General features: G+C 40.5%; 20 protein-coding genes and 1 riboswitch. Of the genes, 11 read left to right on the plus strand and 9 right to left on the minus strand.

Annotated elements, in window-relative coordinates:
• Positions 1-117 precede the first annotated feature (117 nt).
• The 4 genes from F944_RS11105 (at position 118) to F944_RS11120 (ending at position 3,109) form a co-directional block, all read left to right on the plus strand.
• On the plus strand, positions 118-879 hold the full coding sequence (locus F944_RS11105) for a 3-oxoacyl-ACP reductase (protein WP_004990539.1): 762 nt from the start codon (positions 118-120) through the stop codon (positions 877-879).
• A 124-nt stretch (positions 880-1,003) separates the two neighbouring features.
• Positions 1,004-1,324: a hypothetical protein gene (locus F944_RS11110; protein ID WP_004990542.1), complete on the plus strand. Its 321-nt coding sequence runs from the start codon at positions 1,004-1,006 to the stop codon at positions 1,322-1,324.
• 150 nt (positions 1,325-1,474) lie between these two features.
• A complete protein-coding gene (locus tag F944_RS11115) occupies positions 1,475-1,966 on the plus strand; it encodes a copper resistance protein NlpE (RefSeq protein WP_004990548.1) in 492 nt (163 codons plus the stop codon).
• Positions 1,967-2,137: 171 nt separating this feature from the next.
• Positions 2,138-3,109: an NAD(P)H-dependent flavin oxidoreductase gene (locus F944_RS11120; RefSeq protein ID WP_004990551.1), complete on the plus strand. Its 972-nt coding sequence runs from the start codon at positions 2,138-2,140 to the stop codon at positions 3,107-3,109.
• An 86-nt stretch (positions 3,110-3,195) separates the two neighbouring features.
• Here F944_RS11120 and F944_RS11125 read toward each other — a convergent pair whose 3' ends face one another.
• Complete coding sequence (locus F944_RS11125) at positions 3,196-4,794, minus strand: isocitrate lyase (RefSeq protein WP_004990558.1); 1,599 nt, start codon at positions 4,792-4,794, stop codon at positions 3,196-3,198.
• Between the two features lie 606 nt (positions 4,795-5,400).
• Here F944_RS11125 and F944_RS11130 point away from each other — a divergent pair.
• From F944_RS11130 to F944_RS11160, 7 genes are all read left to right on the plus strand, one after another.
• Positions 5,401-6,390 (plus strand): LysR family transcriptional regulator, encoded by a 990-nt coding sequence (locus F944_RS11130; RefSeq protein ID WP_004990560.1) that lies wholly within the window; start codon positions 5,401-5,403, stop codon positions 6,388-6,390.
• Positions 6,391-6,519: 129 nt separating this feature from the next.
• Positions 6,520-7,842 carry a polyamine export protein PaeA gene (gene paeA, locus F944_RS11135; protein ID WP_004990563.1) on the plus strand — a complete coding sequence of 441 codons (1,323 nt, stop codon included), beginning with the start codon at positions 6,520-6,522 and terminating at the stop codon, positions 7,840-7,842.
• Positions 7,843-8,136: 294 nt separating this feature from the next.
• A complete protein-coding gene (locus F944_RS11140; RefSeq protein WP_004990565.1) occupies positions 8,137-9,069 on the plus strand; it encodes an ABC transporter permease in 933 nt (310 codons plus the stop codon).
• Positions 9,070-9,071: 2 nt separating this feature from the next.
• Positions 9,072-9,959 (plus strand): ABC transporter ATP-binding protein, encoded by an 888-nt coding sequence (locus F944_RS11145; protein WP_004990568.1) that lies wholly within the window; start codon positions 9,072-9,074, stop codon positions 9,957-9,959.
• 57 nt (positions 9,960-10,016) lie between these two features.
• Entirely contained in the window at positions 10,017-11,033 is a 1,017-nt protein-coding gene (locus F944_RS11150) for an isopenicillin N synthase family dioxygenase (RefSeq protein ID WP_004990571.1), read from the plus strand.
• Entirely contained in the window at positions 11,030-11,917 is an 888-nt protein-coding gene (locus F944_RS11155; RefSeq protein WP_004990573.1) for a hypothetical protein, read from the plus strand. Before F944_RS11150 ends, F944_RS11155 begins: the two co-directional genes overlap by 4 nt.
• 12 nt (positions 11,918-11,929) lie before the next feature.
• The gene (locus F944_RS11160) at positions 11,930-12,259 is read left to right on the plus strand and encodes a DMT family transporter (protein ID WP_004990578.1); all 330 of its coding nucleotides are present in this window, start codon (positions 11,930-11,932) and stop codon (positions 12,257-12,259) included.
• Between the two features lie 137 nt (positions 12,260-12,396).
• Here the strand turns inward: F944_RS11160 and F944_RS11165 are convergent, their stop codons facing one another.
• The 8 genes from F944_RS11165 to F944_RS11195 all read right to left on the minus strand — a co-directional run bounded on the left by F944_RS11165 (position 12,397) and on the right by F944_RS11195 (position 22,136).
• Positions 12,397-13,431 carry an ABC transporter substrate-binding protein gene (locus F944_RS11165; protein ID WP_004990580.1) on the minus strand — a complete coding sequence of 345 codons (1,035 nt, stop codon included), beginning with the start codon at positions 13,429-13,431 and terminating at the stop codon, positions 12,397-12,399.
• 24 nt (positions 13,432-13,455) lie between these two features.
• Positions 13,456-15,237 carry an allophanate hydrolase gene (gene atzF, locus F944_RS11170; protein ID WP_004990582.1) on the minus strand — a complete coding sequence of 594 codons (1,782 nt, stop codon included), beginning with the start codon at positions 15,235-15,237 and terminating at the stop codon, positions 13,456-13,458.
• 10 nt (positions 15,238-15,247) lie between these two features.
• Positions 15,248-15,685 carry a CopG family ribbon-helix-helix protein gene (locus F944_RS11175; RefSeq protein ID WP_026039888.1) on the minus strand — a complete coding sequence of 146 codons (438 nt, stop codon included), beginning with the start codon at positions 15,683-15,685 and terminating at the stop codon, positions 15,248-15,250.
• Positions 15,675-15,812 carry a hypothetical protein gene (locus tag F944_RS17115; RefSeq protein WP_004990585.1) on the minus strand — a complete coding sequence of 46 codons (138 nt, stop codon included), beginning with the start codon at positions 15,810-15,812 and terminating at the stop codon, positions 15,675-15,677. The genes F944_RS11175 and F944_RS17115 overlap by 11 nt, the downstream gene beginning before the upstream one ends.
• A 305-nt stretch (positions 15,813-16,117) precedes the next feature.
• Entirely contained in the window at positions 16,118-19,723 is a 3,606-nt protein-coding gene (uca, locus tag F944_RS11180) for an urea carboxylase (protein ID WP_004990587.1), read from the minus strand.
• A 1-nt stretch (position 19,724) separates the two neighbouring features.
• Positions 19,725-20,381 (minus strand): urea amidolyase associated protein UAAP2, encoded by a 657-nt coding sequence (locus tag F944_RS11185; protein WP_004990588.1) that lies wholly within the window; start codon positions 20,379-20,381, stop codon positions 19,725-19,727.
• A gap of 13 nt (positions 20,382-20,394) precedes the next feature.
• Entirely contained in the window at positions 20,395-21,132 is a 738-nt protein-coding gene (locus F944_RS11190; protein WP_004990589.1) for an urea amidolyase associated protein UAAP1, read from the minus strand.
• A gap of 29 nt (positions 21,133-21,161) precedes the next feature.
• A riboswitch (guanidine-I (ykkC/yxkD leader) is annotated at positions 21,162-21,269 on the minus strand.
• Between the two features lie 120 nt (positions 21,270-21,389).
• Complete coding sequence (locus tag F944_RS11195; RefSeq protein ID WP_004990272.1) at positions 21,390-22,136, minus strand: IS5 family transposase; 747 nt, start codon at positions 22,134-22,136, stop codon at positions 21,390-21,392.
• Between the last annotated feature and the right edge of the window lie 51 nt (positions 22,137-22,187).

A 22,187-nucleotide genomic window follows, 5' to 3' on the forward strand; every position in this document is an offset into this window, starting at 1 on the left:
GCTTTTGCAAACTATATGCTCTATTTATCATCAATCCTAAAACAATATAGGTTTGATTTCAGACTGGGTTTTTCCTAATCTTAAGTCATCTTGGTACTCTCTAAAAAGTGATTTGACATGGAAATTCAAGAACAAGTTGTGCTGGTGACAGGGGGAGCGCGTGGTCTAGGCCTAGCAATTTCTCAAGCTTTACTCAAACAAGGTGCTCGTGTTGTAGTCAACTATCTCAATAGCCATAACGCCGCACAAGATTTGCAACAACAATTTCCAAATCAGGTTTTGATCTATCAGGCAGATATCACTCAAGCTGATCAAGTTTTAGCAATGTTTAAAGCCGCGAAACATCATTTTGGTAATGGAATTACATCTGTAGTCAATAATGCATTAATCAAATTTGAATTTAATGGGGAAGCGCGTCCGCATATTGAAAACTTAAATTGGGACGATATGCAGCAACAATTTGAAGGCGCTGTAAAAGCCGCAATAAATACCCTACAAGCTGGACTTGAGGATATGAAAGCAGCGCAGTTCGGCCGCGTGGTAAATATTGGAACCAATCTGGTACAAAATCCTGTAGTGCCCTATCATGACTATACTGCTGCCAAAGCAGCTTTATTGGCCTTCACACGTACCAGTGCGCATGAACTCGGTCAATATGGAATCAATATCAACATGCTTTCAGGTGGTTTACTACAAACCACCGATGCCAGTAAAGCAACACCTGATGCGGTATTTGATTTAATTGCGGCATCGACTCCGCTCAGACGTACCACCACACCACAAGAATTTGCCGATGCTGTTTTACTGTTCTTATCGCCGTGGTCACGTGCTATTACAGGCCAAAATTTAATGGTAGATGGCGGTCTGGTAAAAAACTAATTTTTCCCGATCCAGATAAAATTGCTTAATTAGCCAAAAATTAAGCAGTTTTTTTAAATATGCCAACTTTTTTACTTTAAAATCCTTATAAACTATTTGCTTCTTTTATTTTCACTCAATTTTTATGAAACTTTTCTTGGTGATCGCTACGTGTAGCTTATTATTCGGCTGCGTACTTGGAAGTTCGAGTGAAATTAAACGTGCTGAAAAAATGCTTGAACATTTTCAGTGCAAAAATATTGAAGTTCATGAGATGCCTCAAAGTAATATCAACACTTTTCATCAGCAATCTTTAGCAGTAAGCAAACAAAAAGCCAGTCACTATATTGAACAATATAAGCAAGGGGAAAGCCTGTTTGATATGCCGCTTGATGAGGTTGTTGAACAGCAATATCAGCTGTATAAATCTGCATGCCAATCTTTGGGTGGTGTCACATCTGACTGATGCCTCATCAATTGATGAAAGCCTACACAACACAACTAAATTGATACTAAAACAATGATTTTGTTCAAATTGCTTACATATCGCTACTATTTACAGAACGTGTAATTTTGTAGGCTAATCTCTGATTCAAAAAAACTTGGATAAATCGATATGAAAAAATCACTTATTGCGATTGCAATTGCCAGTACTTTATTAGTGGCATGTTCAAAAAAAGAAAATCAGACTGAAACAACGACCTCTGCTGCTGACCAAACTCCTGTTGCCTCCGCTCCTGCTGAAACAGCAACGGCTGTTGATACAGCCCATACAGCTGAAAACTCTCTAGATTGGGCGGGTGATTATAAAGGCAAATTACCTTGTGCGGATTGTGAAGGCATCCAAACAGAGCTCGAATTAAAAGCGGATAAAACTTTTGAATTAAAAGAAACTTATCTAGGTGGCAAAAGCGATGGTAAGCCAATCGAAACTAAAGGCACATTTAAATTTGATGAACAAAAACCTTCAGTAATTGTTTTGGATACTCAACCCGATCAGCGTCAATTCTTTATTGGTGAAAACACCGCGACTGCTTTAGATATGGAAGGTAATAAAATCGAAGGTGCGATGGCTGATCTTTATGTTCTTAAAAAAGAAAGCCATTAACACGTCCTGATTTATAAAATATTGAATACCAATCCTAAGTGATTGGTATTTTTACAGATACCGCATAATGAAATAAAGTTTCTAAAAAAATATATTCAATTATAAAAAACAAAACACTATAGTAAGATCAAACTATCAATCAAATCGAAGTAAAGACAAGGATTCTCTTCAATGAAAACGCGTGTAACCGAATTACTTGGTATTGAATATCCTATCGTTCAGGGCGGGATGATGTGGGTCGGACGAGCTGAATTAGCAAGTGCTGTTTCAAATGCAGGAGGGCTTGGCACATTGACAGCCCTGACTCAACCAAGCCCTGAAGACCTACTCAAAGAAATTCAGCGTTGCCGCGACATGACGGATAAACCTTTTGCAGTGAATTTGACTTTTTTACCCGCGATTAATCCGCCACCTTATGCCGAATATCGTCAAGCCATTATCGAAAGTGGCGTCAAGATTGTAGAAACCGCAGGCAATAAACCCCAAGAACACATTGAAGATTTTAAAAAGCATCATATTACGGTGCTGCATAAATGTACGTCGGTACGGCATGCGCTTTCTGCCCAGCGTATGGGGGCAGATATCATTTCAATTGATGGTTTTGAATGTGCTGGGCATCCAGGTGAAGATGATATTCCTGGACTAATCTTAATCCCAGCCGCTGCCGATCAAGTCAAAATTCCACTCATCGCCAGTGGCGGGTTTGCCGATGGCCGTGGTTTGGTGGCTGCATTGGCATTGGGTGCAGAAGGCATCAATATGGGAACGCGTTTTTGTATGACGCAAGAAGCACCCATTCATGAAAAAATTAAGCAGTACTATTTAAATCAGGACGAACGTTCCACCAACCTGATTTTTAGAAAGTTCCGTAATACCACTCGAGTGGCTAAAAACAGTATCTCAGACTTGGTGGTTGAACTGAGTCAAAAACCTGATATTCAATTTGAAGACATTCGTCCTTATGTGTCTGGTGCAAAAGGTCGTATGGCTTTAGAAACGGGTGATGTCGATGCAGGCTTACTTTCCGCAGGACAGGTGTTAGGTCTAATTCATGATATTCCAAGCTGCCACGATCTCATTCAAGGCATTATGACTGAAGCACAAGAAATTATTCAGCAACGCTTAAATCGTTTAATAGATTGATTATTATTTATTTTTTAATAATTTAGTTCATTTCTCATATCATAAAAAAACCCTGCTAATGCAGGGTTTTTTTTAAACCATTCGACTTAGTGAGCGAATTGGTTCATGGTGTTTTTGCTCGCATCACCCGCTTTAAGCGCTTGTTCGCCAGCAAAGATTTCTTTATGGTCATCACCGATGTCAGAACCAGCCATTGCTTGGTGTTTAACACATGCGATACCACCGCGGATTTCTTTACGTTGTACGCCAGCAACATAAGCCAACATACCTTCTTCACCGAAGTAACCTTTAGCAAGCTCATGCGTAGAAAGAGCAGCAGTGTGGTAAGTCGGTAGAGTGATCAAGTGATGGAACACGCCAGCTTCACGTGCAGCATCAGCTTGGAAAGTACGGATTTTTTCGTCAGCATCAGCAGCTAATTCAGAGTTATCGTACTCAGCGCTCATCAACTTCGCACGGTCATAACCAGAAACATCTTTACCTTCAGCAACCCAACGATCATAAGATTGTTGACGGAAGTTTAACGTCCAGTTGAATGACGGAGAGTTGTTATAAACAAGTTTTGCATTTGGAACTTGTTTTTTGATGTCATTTACGAAACCAGCAATACCAGCAACGTCTGGAGTTGGTGTTTCGATCCAGATCATGTCTGCACCGTTTTGTAAGCTCGTTACACAGTCAAGTACAACGCGGTCATGTTGAGTGCCTTCACGGAACTGATACAAGCCAGAAGCTAAACGAGTTGGACGGTGTAATTTACCATCACGTTTGATCAGGATTTCGTCTTCTTGAGCATCAGCGATATCAATTTCTTGAGTGTCTAAGTAGCTGATGTATTGAGAAGCCAAGTCACCTTTCTCTTTAGATACAGGGATCTTTTGAGTCAAGTCAGCGCCTTCAGAGTCAGTACGTGCAACGATTACACCTTCGTCAACACCAAGCTCAAGGAATGCATAACGTACAGCATTGATTTTTGCAAGGAAGTCTTCGTGTGGAACAGTGACTTTACCAGCTTGGTGACCACATTGTTTCGCATCAGAAACTTGGTTTTCGATTTGGATTGCACAAGCACCCGCTTCGATCATTTGTTTAGTCAACAAATAAGTTGCTTCTTCGTTACCAAAACCAGCATCGATATCGGCAATGATTGGCACAACGTGAGTTTCGAAGTTGTCGATAGACGCTTCGATTTCTTTCACTTTTGCAGAATCACCAGCCGCTTCAGCTTTTTGTAAAGCACGGAACAAATCGTTGAGTTCTTTTGCATCCGCTTGACGCAAGAATGTATAGATTTCTGCGATCAACTTAGGCACAGCAGTTTTTTCGTGCATAGATTGGTCAGGAAGTGGACCAAATTCAGAACGAAGTGCAGCAACCATCCAACCAGAAAGGTAGATATAACGTTTGTTGGTTGTACCGAAATATTTTTTGTTCGCAATCATTTTTTGTTGCGCGATGAAACCATGCCAGCAACCCAAAGATTGAGTATAGCTGCTGTTGTCAGCATCATATTCAGCCATATCTTTACGCATGATAGCAGCTGTATATTTAGCGATGTCCAAACCAGTATGGAAACGGTTTTGAACGATCATGCGAGCAGCGTCTTCAGGACGAATCGCGTCCCAAGTGCCACCTAATTTATTTTTTACGGCACGTACGTGCTCAAGAGCTGATTGATATGTCATGATATATTCCTTTTTAGGATTTCATCGAAAAGATGTCATGCTGAACAGTCATGTTTATTTGACTCGACTATAATTCAGTCACTTCATCAATATGCTCACAGCTTAGTCTGAGCAAAAAAATTAATCCAATATCCTCCATTAATCTTCAGTATTTTTTAAAAAAATATATAGATTAAAGTCGTATTATAATTATATTTCAAAATATTAAGATTTTGATTTTATTAGAATAAATAAAAATCAAAGATTCATAAAACTGTTTAAACTAAATAATTTAAGCGTTTTTTAATGTCTTCAACTGAGATCTTGCTACTCATTTGAAGCATCGATAAATGTAAAAAATAGTAAAAATTTGCCAATGTGAAGGTCAATCAGGCTTGTTACAGTCGAAAGCTAAAGAATGAAAATCAGATATTCATTCGGATTTTCTAATTTGAATGAAAAGGCCATGCAATGTTTTTCATCTCTTGCTTGAATTTTTTAAAGCCTCACTATTGTTTAGGCTGAGCGAGATGAGGTGCTGTTTTTTGCAGCGTTTTTTTACACAAATAGTTTCATCTATGGCATAATCATTCGTAATTTCATAATTTTATTTTCGGTATTTTTTTTATGAATCTGGAGCGGGTAGATCTTAATCTATTAATTTATCTTGACGTGCTTCTTCGCGAAAAAAATGTCACTCGTGCAGCCGAACAATTGGGCGTTACCCAACCCGCGATGAGTAATATTTTGCGTAGACTTCGCAATTTATTTAATGATCCCCTCTTGATCCGCTCCTCAGAAGGCATGACTCCAACCGAACGTGCGCTGGAATTACAACCACGTATTCGCGATGCGCTTTCGGATCTCTCTATGATTTTGGAGCCTCGTACCGAATTTCGTCCTTATACCAGTAATCGTGTGTTTCGGATTATGACTTCCGATTATGCCGAGGCAACACTGGTTCCTCGTCTGGTCAAAGCTCTGCGTTCAGAAGCACCCAATGTTGTTTTGGATTTTCTAACCCCAAGCGATGTGTCTTATCGCGATATGGAACAGGGTAAAGTTGATCTTGCGATTAATAGATTTAATGAAATTCCACAAAGTTTCCATCAGGTCTTAGTTTGGCGAGATAGCTTCAGTTGTTTACTCAATGATAAACATCCAGCAGCACAGCACCTCAACCTCAAAAATTATTTGGATGCCCAACATATCTGGGTTTCTAAAACAGGCATGGGCGTTGGCTTTGGGATTAATCCTGATAAACAGGCAGGTCTGGGCTGGATTGATCAGGCATTAGAACGAATTGGACAAAAACGCAAAATTTCAGTGTTTACCCGACATTATCAAATGCCAGCTTTATTAGCTCAAAATGTAGATTTAGTTGCTACCTTACCTACTCGTATGGCGCGCCTACAAGCCAATAATCCAAAATTACTCATCAAAGACCCTCCGTTTTATATTCCTGAGTTTGAACTTAAAATGGCATGGTGTCCTCTATTGCATCATCATCCTGCGCATCGCTGGTTGCGCCAATTGATTTTATTTGTAGCGCGTCAGATGATTGAAGAAGAAAATCGGGAGTTTTTAACAAATAATTCGCAGTTTTCGCATTATTAAAATAAATTTTTGTTAATTTCTTCTATTTTCAAGCTTATACTTAATTTCGTAAGGAGGTAGTTTCGACTACCTCGCTTTTTCTTGTTGTGTTAAAACTTTCTCATAATAACGAATGACTACAGGTGAACTGTGAGCCTCTTTCAAAACGTCGTTATCATTGCCATACTGATTATCGCGGCGGGTTTTTTATCTTTAACTGAAATCGCGCTGGCGGGTGCTCGTAAAGTAAAATTAAAAATTCTTGCGGAATCGGGCGATGAACGCGCGCAAAAAGTCCTTGATCTTCAGCATCAATCGGCTGATTTCTTTGCCGCTTCTCAAATCGGTCTCAACGCCGTCGCTATTCTTGGCGGTATTTTGGGAGAAGCAGCTTTTCGTCCATTTTTTGTCCATCTGGTCGATCGTTTCTATGATGGGCCGTGGACAGAAACGATTGGCTTTGTACTTTCCTTTACCTTTGTCACTTCTCTATTTATTTTATTTGCCGATCTGATGCCAAAACGTCTGGCGATGATTGCACCCGAAAAAATTGCAGTCTCGGTCATCAATCCGATTCAGGTATTTATCAAAATTTGTAAACCTTTAGCATGGTTTATCAATGCGATTGCCAATTTGCTATTTCGTTTATTTAAAGTGAATACCACGCGTGATGATAATATTACCTTTGATGATATATCTGCGGTAATGGAAGCAGGTGCTCAAGCGGGTGTCTTACAAAAACAAGAACATCATTTTATCGAAAATGTATTTGAACTTGAAGAGCGCACCGTTCCTTCAAGTATGACGACACGTGAAAATATCGTGTATTTTGCGCTTGATGAGTCCGATGAAAGTATTCGTCAAAAACTGGCAGAATATCCTTATTCCAAGTTTTTGGTGTGTAATGATAATATTGATCAGGTGATTGGGTATGTCGATGCTAAAGATATTTTGGTGCGTATTCTCAATAGCCAGTCCTTGATTCAGCTCAAAGAAAATACCATCCGTACTGTATTGACTATTCCAGATACGCTAACGCTTTCTGAGGTTTTAGACAGATTTCGTTCAACCAAAGAAAAATTTGCAGTGGTCATTAATGAATATGCCTTAGTCGTCGGGGTGATTACTTTAAGCGATATTATGATTACGGTGATGGGCGATTGGGTTACCCCGATTGAAGCAGATCAGCAGATCATTAAACGTGATAATAATTCATGGCTGATTGATGGCAGTACACCAATTGAAGACCTGAAACATGCACTCGAAATTGATGAAATGCCAGATGAAGAAAACTATGAAACGCTGGCAGGTTTTATGATGTATCAACTACGTAAAATTCCGCGCCCTGCCGATAGTGTCGAGTTTAGTGGTTTCAAATTTGAAGTGGTCGATGTCGATCATTACAAAATTGATCAATTACTGGTTACGCGGATTTTGGAAAAACTGGAAGATCAGAGTTTAATTGAAAATTAATGATCTCGAAGCAAACGGGCGTTTTGAACTGAATCACTTTTTCGCTTTAACGAAGTGCATCGTATATTCTTTGCGCTAAAATTTAGCAGGATCTCATCGTCCTGCTTATTTTTTGAATGGCTTAATCAGATAAAACGACTTGATATATCAGCTATATTTTCAATTAATAATTTAAAAACAAATACATAAACATCACATCCTCTCAATTAGATTCTTATTTCAAGATTTGGCATTTATATTGCTTAAATATAAGTATTACTTTTTTTGTTTTTTGTAATACTAAGGCAAAATGATATGAATGCACCACTTTCCAGAAGAAAAAAATTACTCTTGGGTTTGAGCTCATTTATTCTCCCCATCCTGATCTGGTGCTGTGTCAGCTATTTGCCTTTTATCTGGCATCCACAAGTCCAAATCACTGACTCAGGAAGTGTTCCCTATTTACAAGTCGGGAGTCGGGTAGATAAACAGTTTTTTTATCAAGAGGCTCAAAATGCAGTTAATCAGCATCAACAACCGCCTCAAGGTAAACTGGTCAATCCCATCTATCTGCCTGCACCACATGAAGTTGCCAAAGCCTTAGTGACCTCTTTTACCACGCCCCCTACCCAGCCTGATAGTCCGTGGTTGCATCAAAGTTTGTGGCACAGTATTAAAATTGTGTTTACCGCTTTTTTTATCTCCTCACTGATTGGTATTCCGCTTGGTATTTTGTGCGGTTTCTCACCGTCTATTTCCAGATTGACTGAACCCTTTGTCGAATTTTTTCGGTATTTACCTGCACCTGCTTTTGGTGCTCTGGCGGTTGCTATTTTGGGCATTAATGACGCACCTAAAATAGCCATTATTGTGATTGGGACACTCTTTCAGCAAATTCTGATTATTGCCAATACCACCCGCATGGTAGATAGAGGCTTAATCGAAGCGGGTTATACCTTAGGAACCAATAAATTTAAAAGCCTAATGCATGTGGTCATTCCTGCGGCATTGCCCGATATTTATCGTGATTTAAGGGTGTTACTGGGATGGGCGTGGACCTATTTGATTGTTTCAGAATTAATCGGAACAACGTCTGGTATTACTTGGTTTATTACCCAACAGGCACGCTATCAAAACTTTGACAATGTGTATGCAGCCATTCTGATTATTGGGGTGATTGGATTATTAACTGATGTCATTTTAATGAAAATGGGTCAACATTTATTTAAATGGAAAACAGGAGCATAAGCATGAATACAACTGAAAGCTTCGATGCCAATCGTTATTTTAAAGAGCTGTACCAACGCCCCATCATTTTGGAAATGCAAAATCTTGGTCAGCGTTTTCAGCATGGAAAAACTGAGAGAACCGTACTTAATCAAATTAATTTAAAAATTCATAAACGTGAATTTGTCTGTGTGATTGGACCTTCTGGCTGTGGTAAATCAACCTTGAGCCGTATTGTTGCAGGACTGGATGATTATAGTAGTGGTGAGGTATTGGTCGATGGTGAGCGTGTCGATGGTCCTTGCCCTGAACGTGGGATGGTATTTCAGGGATATACCTTATTTCCATGGAAAACCGTAAAAGAAAATGTCATGTTCGGACCTTTGATGCGTGGTGCAAGTCAGGCTGCGGCAGAATCTGTAGCACGGGAGTGGATCAATATTATTGGTCTGGAAAAATATGAAAATCAATGTCCACATCAACTTTCTGGTGGAATGAAACAACGTGTTGCGATTGCCCGTGCCTTAGTCAATGAACCCAAAATACTGTTAATGGATGAACCGTTTGGAGCACTTGACCCATATACACGCCAGAAAATGCAACGTCATTTAATGGATTTATGGCAAAACATCGATATTACGATTTTATTTGTTACGCATGATATGGATGAAGCGATTTTATTGGCAGATCGAATTGTGGTATTGAAAGCCAACCCAGGTGAAGTCAAAGAAATCATCGAGGTGCGTTTACCCCGTCCGCGTACACCCGAGCTCATGAACACATCAGAGTTTAGGCAATTACGTGCCCATGTAGATGAATTGGTCCATGCACAGGAAGAAGAACAAGTTGATCCTGCCCTGCAACATTTACCTGAGATTCCACGTATGACTCAGGTCAGTCAACACAAATAATTTTTACACTCTTTGGGACGACCCAAGGTGGAATAATACGTGCTGGACGACCAGCCAATGGTGATGATCATGAACGAAAGTTACGTTTTACCTATGGTTGATATTTCAAAATTAACAAGTTACAAAGCTCCAGACCGTTTGGAAGTAGCCAAAGCGCTCGATCAAGCCTGTAAAGACGTCGGTTTTTTATACATTCATGGAACGCAACTTAAACCAGAATTATTTCAACAACTGGTGAATACCGCACAAGCTTATTTTGCACAAGATGAAAATATCAAAATGCAAAATTATATTGGAAATTCCCAGAATCATAGTGGCTATGTACCCATTGGCGAAGAACAATTTACTGCCAATACTTATGATCTGAAAGAAGCCTATGACATCAATTATGATTATTTAGGCTTCACCGAACTGAGACCACTGGTTGGCCCAAATCAATGGCCCAACGACCCACAGTTTAAAACCCATGTTCAGAACTACTATCAACATATCAAGGATATTGGACATCAACTTTTCCATGCATTTGCTTTGGCACTCAATCTTGAAGAAGATTATTTTGATGCCCATTTAAAACACGCGCCAAGTCAATTACGTCTCATTCATTATCCTTATAATCCTGATGCATCAGATAGCGCTGGAATTGGCGCCCATACCGATTATGAATGTTTTACTTTACTTTTTCCGACCGCAGAAGGCTTACAGGTACTCAATAAAGACGCCGAATGGATGGATATTCCCTTAATTGAAAATACTTTAATTATGAATATTGGCGACATGATGGAGATACTCTCCAATGGACGTTATTTAGCGACAAAGCATCGAGTCAAAAAAGTGAAAGAAGAACGCTATTCTTTTCCTTTATTTTTTTCATGTGATTATGATTACCTGATTCAGCCTGTGGTCGAAACCGATCAACCTAAATATGCACCGTTAAAAGGCGGTGAACATTTATTTAACCAGACTGCGCAAACATTTCAATACTTAAAAAAACGTATTGAACAAGGTGATTTGGTATTGAGCAATGCCCGTCCGCTTTATTCTTTTGGCTTAAATGAAACGGAGACTGATGCATGAATCTGTATGAACTGTTAAAAAAATGTCCTGTCACTCCTATTGAAAATATGCCACTTCCCCGTTATTTGATGGGTAGTTTTAGGCGTAAAAATATTAGTTTTTATAATGGTCTAAGTGATGAAAAAACCATTGTTTATTGGTTTCAATCCAAATCTTTTAGCATCGATCTACGCTTGAGTGACCCGACTCAAACGCCTGTAAGTGAGCGGCAAGGCTGGGTTGGAGACACATTATGGGATGATAAAAATGAATTACTGTCATGGAACATTCACGAAAGCTATCAACCCTGTATTCAATGGCCTGAACCCGCCAAGCTACTTCCAATAGGGAATTGTATTTTAGAATTTGCACCTTCAGGCGCCTATGTTGAAGATTGGCGACAACAATCCAGCTCAGGTCTATTCTGTGGTTTAAGACTATTACAGGCAGAACATATTGCAACACAGCAGAAATTTGCAATGGACGGCGGTCTTATTATTGCAGGTGAACATTTGGCTTATGCACAATCACGTTTACCACTAATACAGAAACAGTTTGAAAATATCTCAGATTTAAACGACGCAATTGAAAATAAAAAAATAAGGGCTTCATTTGTTGAGAGCTACCAAGTGTCTATTGCACTGAATGGACCAACCATCCAGTTTTCTACTCAAAGTCATTTGGTGAATAAAGTGTTGCAACTCGATAATTTCGAGATCGATTCTGTTGGTAATATTACGCAACTAACAGAGATTGAGGGTGAAACCTATCGATTGTATTTTTCCCTCGACATCTATCACCCTGATTTTCAGTTTGATCGACAGACTGCAACTACAGCATGTGCGCAACAATGGTTGCAAAAAGAAAGCACTCATTTGCTAAAAAATGCCACGATCATCAAATAATAGGAGACTCGTTTGCCGTATTTATATTTATGTATTGCGATTGTGGCTGAGGTCATTGCGACCTCTGCATTAAAATCATCTCAAGGATTTACTGTTCCTTTACCCTCATTCGTTACCGTTGCGGGGTATTGCATTGCATTATATTTTTTATCTTTAACCTTAAAATTTATTCCAGTCGGGATTGCTTATGCTATCTGGTCTGGTGCAGGAATCGTTTTAATTTCAACGATTGGCTGGGTTATATTTAAACAACATCTGGATTTGGCTGCTTTTATCGGTTTGAGTATGGTCATTGCAGGTATTATCATTATTAATGTCTTTTCTAAAAGCACTGAACTATAGACTTCTTTCATCATTATTTAGATCTTCTTTTATTTTCCTGCCCTTGGGAGAAATAAAAGGAAGTGATGAAAGAAGTCTTATAAAACAAACGATTTAAAAATTTAAAAGGCGCTTCAAGATTCGAAGCGCCTTTTATGTTATTTCAAACTTTGTAATAGATCAGGATAAATCAGCCCATCGGCATCCATTTCAGTTTTATATACACCATTAGTCACGTTAAATTTATTGACATGGTAGGTTGAACCATAAATGGAATCGAAGCCCTGTCCTTTGGCAAATACTTTTTTATTGGCTTCAATATCCAGTAAATGTGTTCCCCCGACAAATTGCTCATATTGCGCTGGATCGACGCCAACACGATTTGCCATGATTTTCACTGCATCGGCATGTGTAGCTGGGTCATTGATGTATTTCACCGTTTTGTCCCAGACCTGAATCATTTTTTTCCATTGTTCTTTATGCGTAGACAAATGGCTCATATTGACCGAAAGCGTATCGTAAATCAGACCAGGCTTATCTTTGGAAGTATAAATAACTTTAGAGCCTGCGACTGATTTCAAGGCCTGATTGGCAACAGGTTGCCAGACGGCAATTGCAGAAATATCAGGACTGGCAAAGACTTGTGGCAATTCATTGGTCACAGAATTGACCAGTTTAATCTCGGTGAGTGGGACTTTGGCATCAGTTAAGGCCGTCGATAATAACAGGTGATCTACCAGACCTTTTTCAGTGGCAACCGATTTACCTTTTAAATCCTGAATGCTGTTAATGCCAGATTTAGCAATAATCACATCATTACCAGCAGAATAATCTGTTGCCATAATCATGATACCTTTGGTACCGCCTGAAGCGGTCACCAAGTTATCGCCATTGGTGACGAGCACCGCATCTAACTGATTGGCCGCAAATGCGGAAAGAGAGGCAGAATAATCAAACCATTTAAATTCAACATTAAGGCCTGCTTCTTTCAGCCAGCCTTTTTCAATGGCAACTTGCCATGCCACAAACCCAGGCCAGTCACTATAGCCAATCGTTAAAGTAGGCGCTGTTGAAGTAGTCGTAGTTTTGTCATTTTCGCTTTGTGCCTGTGGTACTTTTGCCTTGTTGTCACAGCCTGTTAAAGCCAAAGCCAGCATGACAGAAAAAGAAAGAGAGCTTAGTATACGAATCATGATCTATCCCCTTTGAAAATAAGCTTAACACGTTGATGTAGAATGATTTTGAAGTGATTGAATATAAGCTCGCCATCCACCTAAGTGACTAATGTCTTTTGCAGAAGCAAGCGCATAGCCCTCACAGATAAAGCCTTTGACCCAAGTTCCATCAGCCAGTTGTACATTGCCAATTCCAAGCGGTGCAGGAACTTCTGCCACAATTTTTCCAAATAAAGCCATCGGAACTTCCCAGACTTCAACCTCAATGGACTGTCCTTGTTCGCAATATTGCAACCCTGGCTTTGGAGGCGTGGTATGACTGAGTGCAAACAGTTTGTAATGATGTGCCGTTTGAGTTTTTGTGAGTAATACAGCGTCACGTGTCGTAAGCTGAAAATTGAGTGGCATCCCTGTTAAATGCGCACCGACCACAGCCAATTTCACCGAATTTGAGGATTCAATTTGTGAGTCAGCTTGATAGCAACGATCTGTAGTACCCAACTTTAGATGGTTCTGTTGCTGCCAGATTTGCCCAAAACGCGCTAAAGCCTGATCATGCCAAGCGCTTGCAATCAAGGTGATCCCTGAAGGCAAACCGTCTGCACGAATGACATTGGGCAATGCCAAAGCACTCAGATCAGCAAAATTAACAAAATTGGTATACGCCCCCATGTGACTATTTTTCAAGATCGGATCGGCTTCAACATCCGAGATGGTATAAATCGTAGGCGCTGTCGGTACCATGAGTGCATCAAAATTGGCTAAGATTTGCTGAATATGACGTGTCATCTCAGCTCGATCATATTCATCCTGCATGACGTCTGTTGCAGAGAACTGATCTGCCTGTGCAATGATCTTTTGGATCACTGGATGTGCTTGATCGCGATTTATTTTCTGTTCTACTGCCACGGTGCGTTCTGCCACCCACGAACGATTATACAAAGCACTGGCGAGTTGATTGAACACTGTAAAATCAATGCTCTCAACTTGATAACCCAATGCCTTGATGCGTTCAATCGCGATGTCAAAAGCATGACGACTGAGTTCATCAGCATAAAACTCAAGCTGTGCTGGAATGGCAATTTTCCCCAGTGAAAATGCAACCGGTACATTTTCAGGATGGCACCGTGAATAAGCATCGGTTTCGTCAAAGCCCTGCATAGTCTGGGCAACTGTCCATGCATCATCTACCGTGAGTGCAAAAATCGAAATGACATCCAGTGTACGACAAGCAGGGATCAAACCTGTGGTTGAAAACCAGCCTTTGGTGGGTTTAAGCCCGACAATATTGTTATGTCCGGCAGGGACTCGACCAGAACCTGCTGTATCTGTTCCTAAAGAAAATGGAACCATCCCTTTGGCAACCACCACCGATGAGCCAGAACTTGAACCACCACTGATATACTCAGGATTAAAACTGTTTTTAACCGCGCCATAAGGTGAACGCACACCGACCAGACCCGTCGCAAACTGATCAAGATTGGTCTTTCCAATCACAATCGCGCCTGCTGCTTTCAACTTAGCCACGACTGTTGCATCTGAATGGGCCAGATAGGCAGCTTCTTTACAGGCTGCCGTGGTATGAAAGCCCTCAACATCAATATTATCCTTTACAGCAAAAGGGATACCGTACAAAGGGAATTGCGCTGGATCTTGATTGAGGAGTAATTCGATTTGTACTTCAAGTTGCTGTTGTGAGGCGATTTCGATCCATGCGTAATCATCATTGCTGATCGACCCGACATAATCATATAAATCATCAAGTTTAAATTGCCCTTGTGCATACGCACTTTGCCAATCCTGTAGGGTCGATAGTTGTGACACTTTTTTTCTCCTATTCGTTCTGCTGTAAAGGCGGCATGACCGCATCCATCAGTTCCAGATGCCCCTTGATCACCCCTTTTAAGGCAATAAACTGCTGACTGATCTGTTTCAGGGTGTTGCTCTTGCCCTGTAACAAAATCACTTCCAGAATTTTCTGATCATCTAATTGAATATGTAGTGAACTAATCACTTGCTCTAAAAATTGTTGTTGTAAATCACTGAGCTGAACCCGAATATTGCCTGCATCGCGACGATATAGCAGGGTTAAAGTACCGACCATCACTGAGTTTTCAGTGGTATATTGATGAATCAGGTGCCGATTAATCATATCGACGATCGCTTGTGAACGACTTTCATAGTGCTCTTCTACGATCTTTTGATCCAATGCTTCGACTGTATTTTCAGGAACGGTAATACTGATTCGGGTTAATTTTGGTTTAGTCAAGATGGCCTCTTTTGTTCGAATGAACTTCTGGTTTCTGAGTAATGTAAAAACCCGCTCGAACGCTTAATAGCTCAACTAAAAAGGTTTTCCATGCAGGTCGTACTTTTACAACTGAATGTTTTACTGACATGATATGACTCCTTTTAGTATTACCAAATTAGTATTTTGTATTACTAAAATAATGCATGAACTATGCCAATTTGAAATTTAACTAAGCATTGTTTTTATCAATATAATTAAATATAAAAATCAAATAGTTAATAAATTTATCTTTGATCCTAAAGAAGGTGCTTTTCAGCAAAATTTAGGCCACCGATTTACTGTGTTATAAAAGTCATATCATGGTGCAAAGCAAAGGCTGTAAAATCAAAATGCTTAAAAATTGGGCAAAAAAAAGCCCTGATTTCGAATCAAGGCAAAAGTAAAACAATGAATTTAGACTACAGGTGCTAAAGTAAATAAAGCCTGACCTGTTTTTACCGTTTGACCCTTTTCAATAATAATTGACTCCACTTTCATGCGTTCTGGTGCCAAAATGGGAATCTCAATTTTCATGGCTTCAATCACTGCAAGGATTGCACCCTCTTCAACCACATCTCCCATTTCACATTCAATTTTCCAGATCGAACCTGGCATATGTGATTCCACCACACAGCCGCCTTCAGGAATCTCGACAGCATCGCCATCATCAACACTTTCCAGACTTTCAGACACATATTCTGCCAGTCCTGCTTCATGCCAGCGACGACGTTCCGCTTCAAAGTTCGCTTGTTGGACTGATTTAAAATCCTGAATACTACTTGCATGTTCTGTTAAAAATGCATTGTATTCCTTTAAATTAAGTACACCCTCTTCAATGCGCAATTGTAAGCGACCTGCTTTAAAATCTTCACGCATTTGCATCAATTCAGTTTCGGAAACTTCGTAAAAGCGAATCTGATCAAAAAAACGCAGCAGCCACGGCTTTCCTTGTTCAAAATTGGCATTTTGACGATAGCGGCTCCACATTTGCGTGGTACGTCCGACAAACTGATAGCCTCCTGGCCCTTCCATGCCATAGACACACATATAAGCTCCACCGATCCCGACTGCATTTTCAGGCGTCCATGTCCGTGCAGGGTTATATTTGGTGGTCACCAGACGTTGTCTCGGATCAAGCGGCGTCGCGACAGGCGCCCCCAGATAGACATCCCCCAGTCCCATCACCAGATAGCGGGCGTTATACACCACATCTTTAACCGCTTGTTTGGAGGCTAAGCCATTAATGCGTCGAATAAACTCGATATTATCAGGACACCACGGCGCATCAGGACGGACCAGTTGGGTATACTTTTCAGTGGCTAATTGAGTTTGTGAATCCTCCCATGCCAAAGGTAAATACACGGTACGTGACGGCACTTGCATATTTTCAATGTCAGGGAGTTGTGTTTCCGCTTGCTGCAATTGATGGAGTAAATCAAGTTGATCTAAAACCGCAGAATCAAAGTGAATTTGCAAAGAACGAATCCCTGGGGTGAGATCAATGATGCCTTGAATATTTTGATCTTTGACCCATTGCATTAAAGCATGAATACGGAAACGCAAATTCAAATCGAGGACTAATTCACCATATTCAATCAATAAATAATGATTACCTGCTGGTCGATAAGTAACTTCTGGTCGTTTTTCATCTCCGTCCAAACGCGCCAATACTGCATCTTTGAGTGTCGTCATTTCTGCTGCAAAATCAGCCTGATAATCGATTTTTGTGATATCCGTCGCTTTAAGCATTGCCTCATAAGTTTGATTCAGTCTTTGCGCCTGCGCATAACTTACTGGAACAAACTTAACTTTATCTCCTGCTCTGAGTTGGCCTAATTTCCATAGTTCAGAATGGATCACGACGGCTGGACAAACAAAACCACCCAGACTTGGGCCATCCGGACCCAAAATGATCGGCATGTCACCGGTAAAATCGATCGCTCCAATGGCATAGGCGTTATCGTGAATATTGGATGGATGTAAGCCTGCCTCACCTCCGTCTTCACGTGCCCATTCTGGCTGAGGGCCAATCAGACGAATCCCTGTCCGACTTGAGTTATAATGAATTTCAAACTCATGCTGAAAAAAAGTATCAATATCTTTGCAGGTAAAGAAATCTGGTGCGCCATGTGGCCCATACATCACTGCAATTTCCCAACTGGATTGAAACGCTGGAATCTGCTCAATGGTCAATGCAGATGATTGATCTGAGCTAAACGCATGGATGGGTAACATATCACCAATCAATAAGTTACGTCCTGCATGACCACCAAACTGACCAAGCGTAAAAGTTGCCTGACTGCCCAGATATTCTGGTACAGCAAAACCACCTTTCACCCCAATATAGCTACGACAACCTGTATTAATTTTGCCGCATTTGAGAATCTGACCTTTTTTTACCTGAACAGTTTGCCACATCGCAATCGATTGACCATCCAGTGTGACCGCCATGTCACCACCAGTAATAGCAATCTGGCTATCACAATGAAATTTGAGCGTAGGCCCTTGCAAAGTACATTCCAAACCTGCGGTATTGAATGGATTATTCAATAATTGATTGGCTACATTTAAACTTAAAGGATCAATCGCACCTGATGGCGGTACACCGACATCCCAATAGCCCAAACGTCCAGTCACATCCTGTATGGCAGTTTGAATACCAGCTTGTAAAACTTCTATTTTTTGCGTGTTCCAGCTAAACGTATTTAAAAAGCGTGTAGTTTGCGTACCTGCTTTAAATACCTCACTGGCAATAATATTTTGTAAATACTCTAAGTTGGTTTCAATCCCAGCCACTTCAGTATGCGCCAGACTGCTTTGCATCGCCGTAATGGCCTGCTCACGATCCGCTGCGGTCACAATAATTTTGGCAATCATCGGGTCATAAAATGACGATACATTTGAACCTGTTTCAACCCAAGTTTCTACTCGGGAAGTCGGATCAAATCCGACTGAGGTGAGTAAACCCGCACTGGGTTGAAAGTTTTTGATTGGATCTTCTGCATATAAACGGACTTGTATCGAATGACCTGTCGATTGCAAAGTTTTTTGAGGTGCAGTCCAGTCCCCACTGGCCAGCATCACCATCCATTCAACCAGATCGACGCCATAGACCTGTTCAGTCACGCCATGTTCAACCTGTAAACGTGTATTGACTTCTAAAAAATAAAATTCCTGAGTATCGGTGTCCATGACAAACTCAACTGTTCCCGCTGAACGATATTGAATCGATTGCATGAGTTGAATCGCAACGCTCTGAATGTATTGACGCTGTTCGTCACTTAAATGCGGTGCAGGCGTTTCCTCAATGACTTTTTGATTGCGGCGTTGTACCGAGCAATCACGCTCTCCCAATGCCAGAACTTGCCCTTTTCCATCTCCAAAAATTTGAACCTCAATATGCCGTGCATTTTCTACAAATTTTTCCAGATACAATCCTGCATCTTTGAAGTTGGCCTGTGCCAGATAAGATACCGTGGTGTAAGCCTCTTTAAGTTCTGCCTCGCTCCACACCAGACGCATGCCGATGCCGCCTCCCCCTGCGGTACTTTTTAGCATCACGGGATAGCCGATGCACGCAGCCTCACTGAGTGCTTCAGCTTCATCAGCCAAAAGCTGACTACCCGGCAATAGAGGGACATTGCTCTGTATGGCCAGTTCACGTGCGGTATGTTTCAGACCAAATTCGCGCATTTGCTGTGAGGTTGGCCCAATAAACGCGATGCCCTGTTGTTCACATAAATCACAAAATTGAGCATTTTCCGATAAAAAACCATAACCCGGATGGATCGCTTGTGCGCCTGTCGCCTGCGCGACTTCCAGTATTTTTTCGATATTTAAATAGCTTTGACTGGCTGGTGCAGGGCCAATACAGACCGCTTCATCTGCCAAAGTCACATGCAAGGAATCCCGATCCGCTTCCGAATAAACCGCAACTGATTGAATCCCCATTTTTTTTAAGCTACGAATCACGCGACAGGCAATTGCACCACGATTGGCAATCAGGACTTTATTAAACATATCAGACCTCTCCCGCTTCTTCGCGTACAAGCAACTGAATTTGAGTCGGGTTATAAGCATTGCATGGATTATTGAGTTGCGGACAATTTGAAATCAGAACAATCAAATCCATTTCTGCTTTAATTTCCACATATTTACCTGGCGCCGAAATTCCATCATCAAACATCAAATGGCCTTCTGGGGTCACCGGTACATTCATAAAGAAATTAATATTGGGGCCAATATGACGCACATTGAGCGCGTGTTTCTGGGCAATCGGATGCTTGGCCAGTGCATACATGAAATTATTACGACAGCTATGCATTGGATATTTATCATGTGCATAACGCACCGTATTACTTTCACAAGAACATGCGCCGCCTAAAGTATCGTGACGACCACAATTATCATCATAAATTGTGGCGATTGGACGTCCATGATTGGTATATAGAATCGAGCCTTTTTCCAGATAAATCTGCTTATTTTTAGCAAGCGTATCGGTAGCACTATAACGCTCATCAGGATTTTCTGCGCTAATGAACAGGGTATCCACCGCTTGATTGCCTTCCAAGTCCACAATACGAAAATACTGCCCTTTTTTAACTTCACCCATCCATGCTTCACCCGCTGGGCAAATCTCACTTAACACGGTATTTTCTAATTTTGCCAAAGCTGTCATGTCAAATTCTCCCTTATACTGAAGCTGCAAAATAGCGTGCATTGTTTTGAAATCCGCGTTGATTTTGCGGGCAGGAATCGCGGCAAATGTCTTGTTCAGCCAGAGGTCGCGCTTTAAACAATTTGAGTTCAAGATCGGCAGGTTGATAAATGTGTGACGCATCCAAACCATGCGGTGTATTTGAAAGAAAAACCAGACAATCCATCTCAAAACGTAATTCAATGACCTGTTGATGATTGTCAGTTTTTACATAGGACAATTCCCCAGCCTGATTTGGAGTCACTTTGGCAAATAAATTCAGAGTGGCGGTTAAATCTTGTTGAGCCAGACCGAACTTGGTCATTTCAACCAATAAACTGTCCAGACCATTTTGATACATCTGATTACTTGCATCCTGAAAAGTCTGAATACCATAATGCTGCTCAATCTGTTCGGCTGTACTTGGACCACAAAGCACATCATTCCAGCCATGATCATCTCGAACAATCGAAGCCATGACTCGCCCTAAGTCGGAATACAAGACATGTCCCTGACTCAAAAATGCGCTGTGCTGTGCTTTCAAACTGTCTGGCATGTTAAAGCGTTCCACTTTTTCCAGTGCATTTACCAGATATAATGATAAATTTGCATTGGCCCCCAGCGAAGTGACTTGTAAAACGGTGTCTTTTTGCAGACGACCTGACCAATGATGACCCGCTGGTAATCGCTCATCCCAGAGCATTTGATTATCATGATAATGTACAATGTTCATAACAACTCCTGATCGGATTAATTCAACCAATCTCCCGGGCTTTTGTCCCTCCGTGTAGTTCTTACGAACCGTCATCTCTCGGACCAGTCATGTTGAATTGTTCAATCTTCAACATCGGAACCCTAGATCACTTTGATGTATTGATAAATCAGAAGCAAAGCACATGCCAAATGAGTAATACTTTTTTATAATTTTGTAATACTAATATTTTAAAAATTTATATTCCTATGATAAAACAATTAGGGTCTGTTGACATTTCATAATGGCAACCAAATGTATATGCAAGCTAAAGCAACCGCATTTTCATAATTACGTTTTAGCTTGTCATATCGAGTTGCTATTCCTCTAAATTGCTTCAATCTTGCAAAAGTATTTTCCACTAAGTGCCTAATTTTATATAAATTCCAATCCATATGATTATTGTTGGACTGAGTATTTGACTTCCGTGGAATATTAGCTTCAGTATCTGTTGCTCTGATTTGCTCTCGTAATGGTTCAGAATCATAACCCTTATCTGCACATAAGACCTCAGTTTTTTCCAAATCTAATTTTTCAACTAGCTCAGGTGCAACCTTAACATCATGTGTTGTTCCATTCGTGATCATAATTTCAATTGGATTACCATAAGAATCAACGGCCAAGTGTATTTTTGAACTATTCCCACCAATGCTTTTTGATATAGCTTGATCTTTTAACCCAGCAGAGTGTTGATGCGCCCTAATATGAGAACCATCAATAAAAATCCATTCTTTATCTGTATGTCTACTGATTAATTTAAATATTTTCAGCAGCTTATTATGTTTAGACCAACGACTATATTTTTTAAATATTGAATTTGGATTACCAAAATCTGGTGGTAAATCTCGCCATGGGCAACCTGTTCTAATTCGATAAAGAATAGCTTCAATAAAATTTCGAAGATTTCGTTTGAGATAAATATCAAAATTACGCAGAATAGTTTCTAACTTTGACCAGTGTTGATCATTCAGCATTGTACGAGGCATAGCGAGTAGTAAATTTGGTTTGGCGATTGAATTTTACTTACTCGCTATTTT

It is taken from the genome of Acinetobacter ursingii DSM 16037 = CIP 107286, assembly GCF_000368825.1.
In the GTDB taxonomy this organism is placed as follows: Bacteria; Pseudomonadota; Gammaproteobacteria; order Pseudomonadales; family Moraxellaceae; genus Acinetobacter; species Acinetobacter ursingii.

What these genes read in the sequence shown, in the direction of transcription:
- F944_RS11105 (WP_004990539.1), top strand. Translation starts at nt 118, where the DNA reads ATGGAAATTCAAGAACAAGTTGTGCTGGTGACAGGGGGAGCGCGTGGT.
- F944_RS11110 (WP_004990542.1), top strand. Translation starts at nt 1,004, where the DNA reads ATGAAACTTTTCTTGGTGATCGCTACGTGTAGCTTATTATTCGGCTGC.
- F944_RS11115 (WP_004990548.1), top strand. Translation starts at nt 1,475, where the DNA reads ATGAAAAAATCACTTATTGCGATTGCAATTGCCAGTACTTTATTAGTG.
- F944_RS11120 (WP_004990551.1), top strand. Translation starts at nt 2,138, where the DNA reads ATGAAAACGCGTGTAACCGAATTACTTGGTATTGAATATCCTATCGTT.
- F944_RS11125 (WP_004990558.1), bottom strand. Translation starts at nt 4,794, where the DNA reads ATGACATATCAATCAGCTCTTGAGCACGTACGTGCCGTAAAAAATAAA.
- F944_RS11130 (WP_004990560.1), top strand. Translation starts at nt 5,401, where the DNA reads ATGAATCTGGAGCGGGTAGATCTTAATCTATTAATTTATCTTGACGTG.
- F944_RS11140 (WP_004990565.1), top strand. Translation starts at nt 8,137, where the DNA reads ATGAATGCACCACTTTCCAGAAGAAAAAAATTACTCTTGGGTTTGAGC.
- F944_RS11145 (WP_004990568.1), top strand. Translation starts at nt 9,072, where the DNA reads ATGAATACAACTGAAAGCTTCGATGCCAATCGTTATTTTAAAGAGCTG.
- F944_RS11150 (WP_004990571.1), top strand. Translation starts at nt 10,017, where the DNA reads ATGGTGATGATCATGAACGAAAGTTACGTTTTACCTATGGTTGATATT.
- F944_RS11155 (WP_004990573.1), top strand. Translation starts at nt 11,030, where the DNA reads ATGAATCTGTATGAACTGTTAAAAAAATGTCCTGTCACTCCTATTGAA.
- F944_RS11165 (WP_004990580.1), bottom strand. Translation starts at nt 13,431, where the DNA reads ATGATTCGTATACTAAGCTCTCTTTCTTTTTCTGTCATGCTGGCTTTG.
- F944_RS17115 (WP_004990585.1), bottom strand. Translation starts at nt 15,812, where the DNA reads ATGTCAGTAAAACATTCAGTTGTAAAAGTACGACCTGCATGGAAAACC.
- uca (WP_004990587.1), bottom strand. Translation starts at nt 19,723, where the DNA reads ATGTTTAATAAAGTCCTGATTGCCAATCGTGGTGCAATTGCCTGTCGC.
- F944_RS11185 (WP_004990588.1), bottom strand. Translation starts at nt 20,381, where the DNA reads ATGACAGCTTTGGCAAAATTAGAAAATACCGTGTTAAGTGAGATTTGC.
- F944_RS11190 (WP_004990589.1), bottom strand. Translation starts at nt 21,132, where the DNA reads ATGAACATTGTACATTATCATGATAATCAAATGCTCTGGGATGAGCGA.
- F944_RS11195 (WP_004990272.1), bottom strand. Translation starts at nt 22,136, where the DNA reads ATGCCTCGTACAATGCTGAATGATCAACACTGGTCAAAGTTAGAAACT.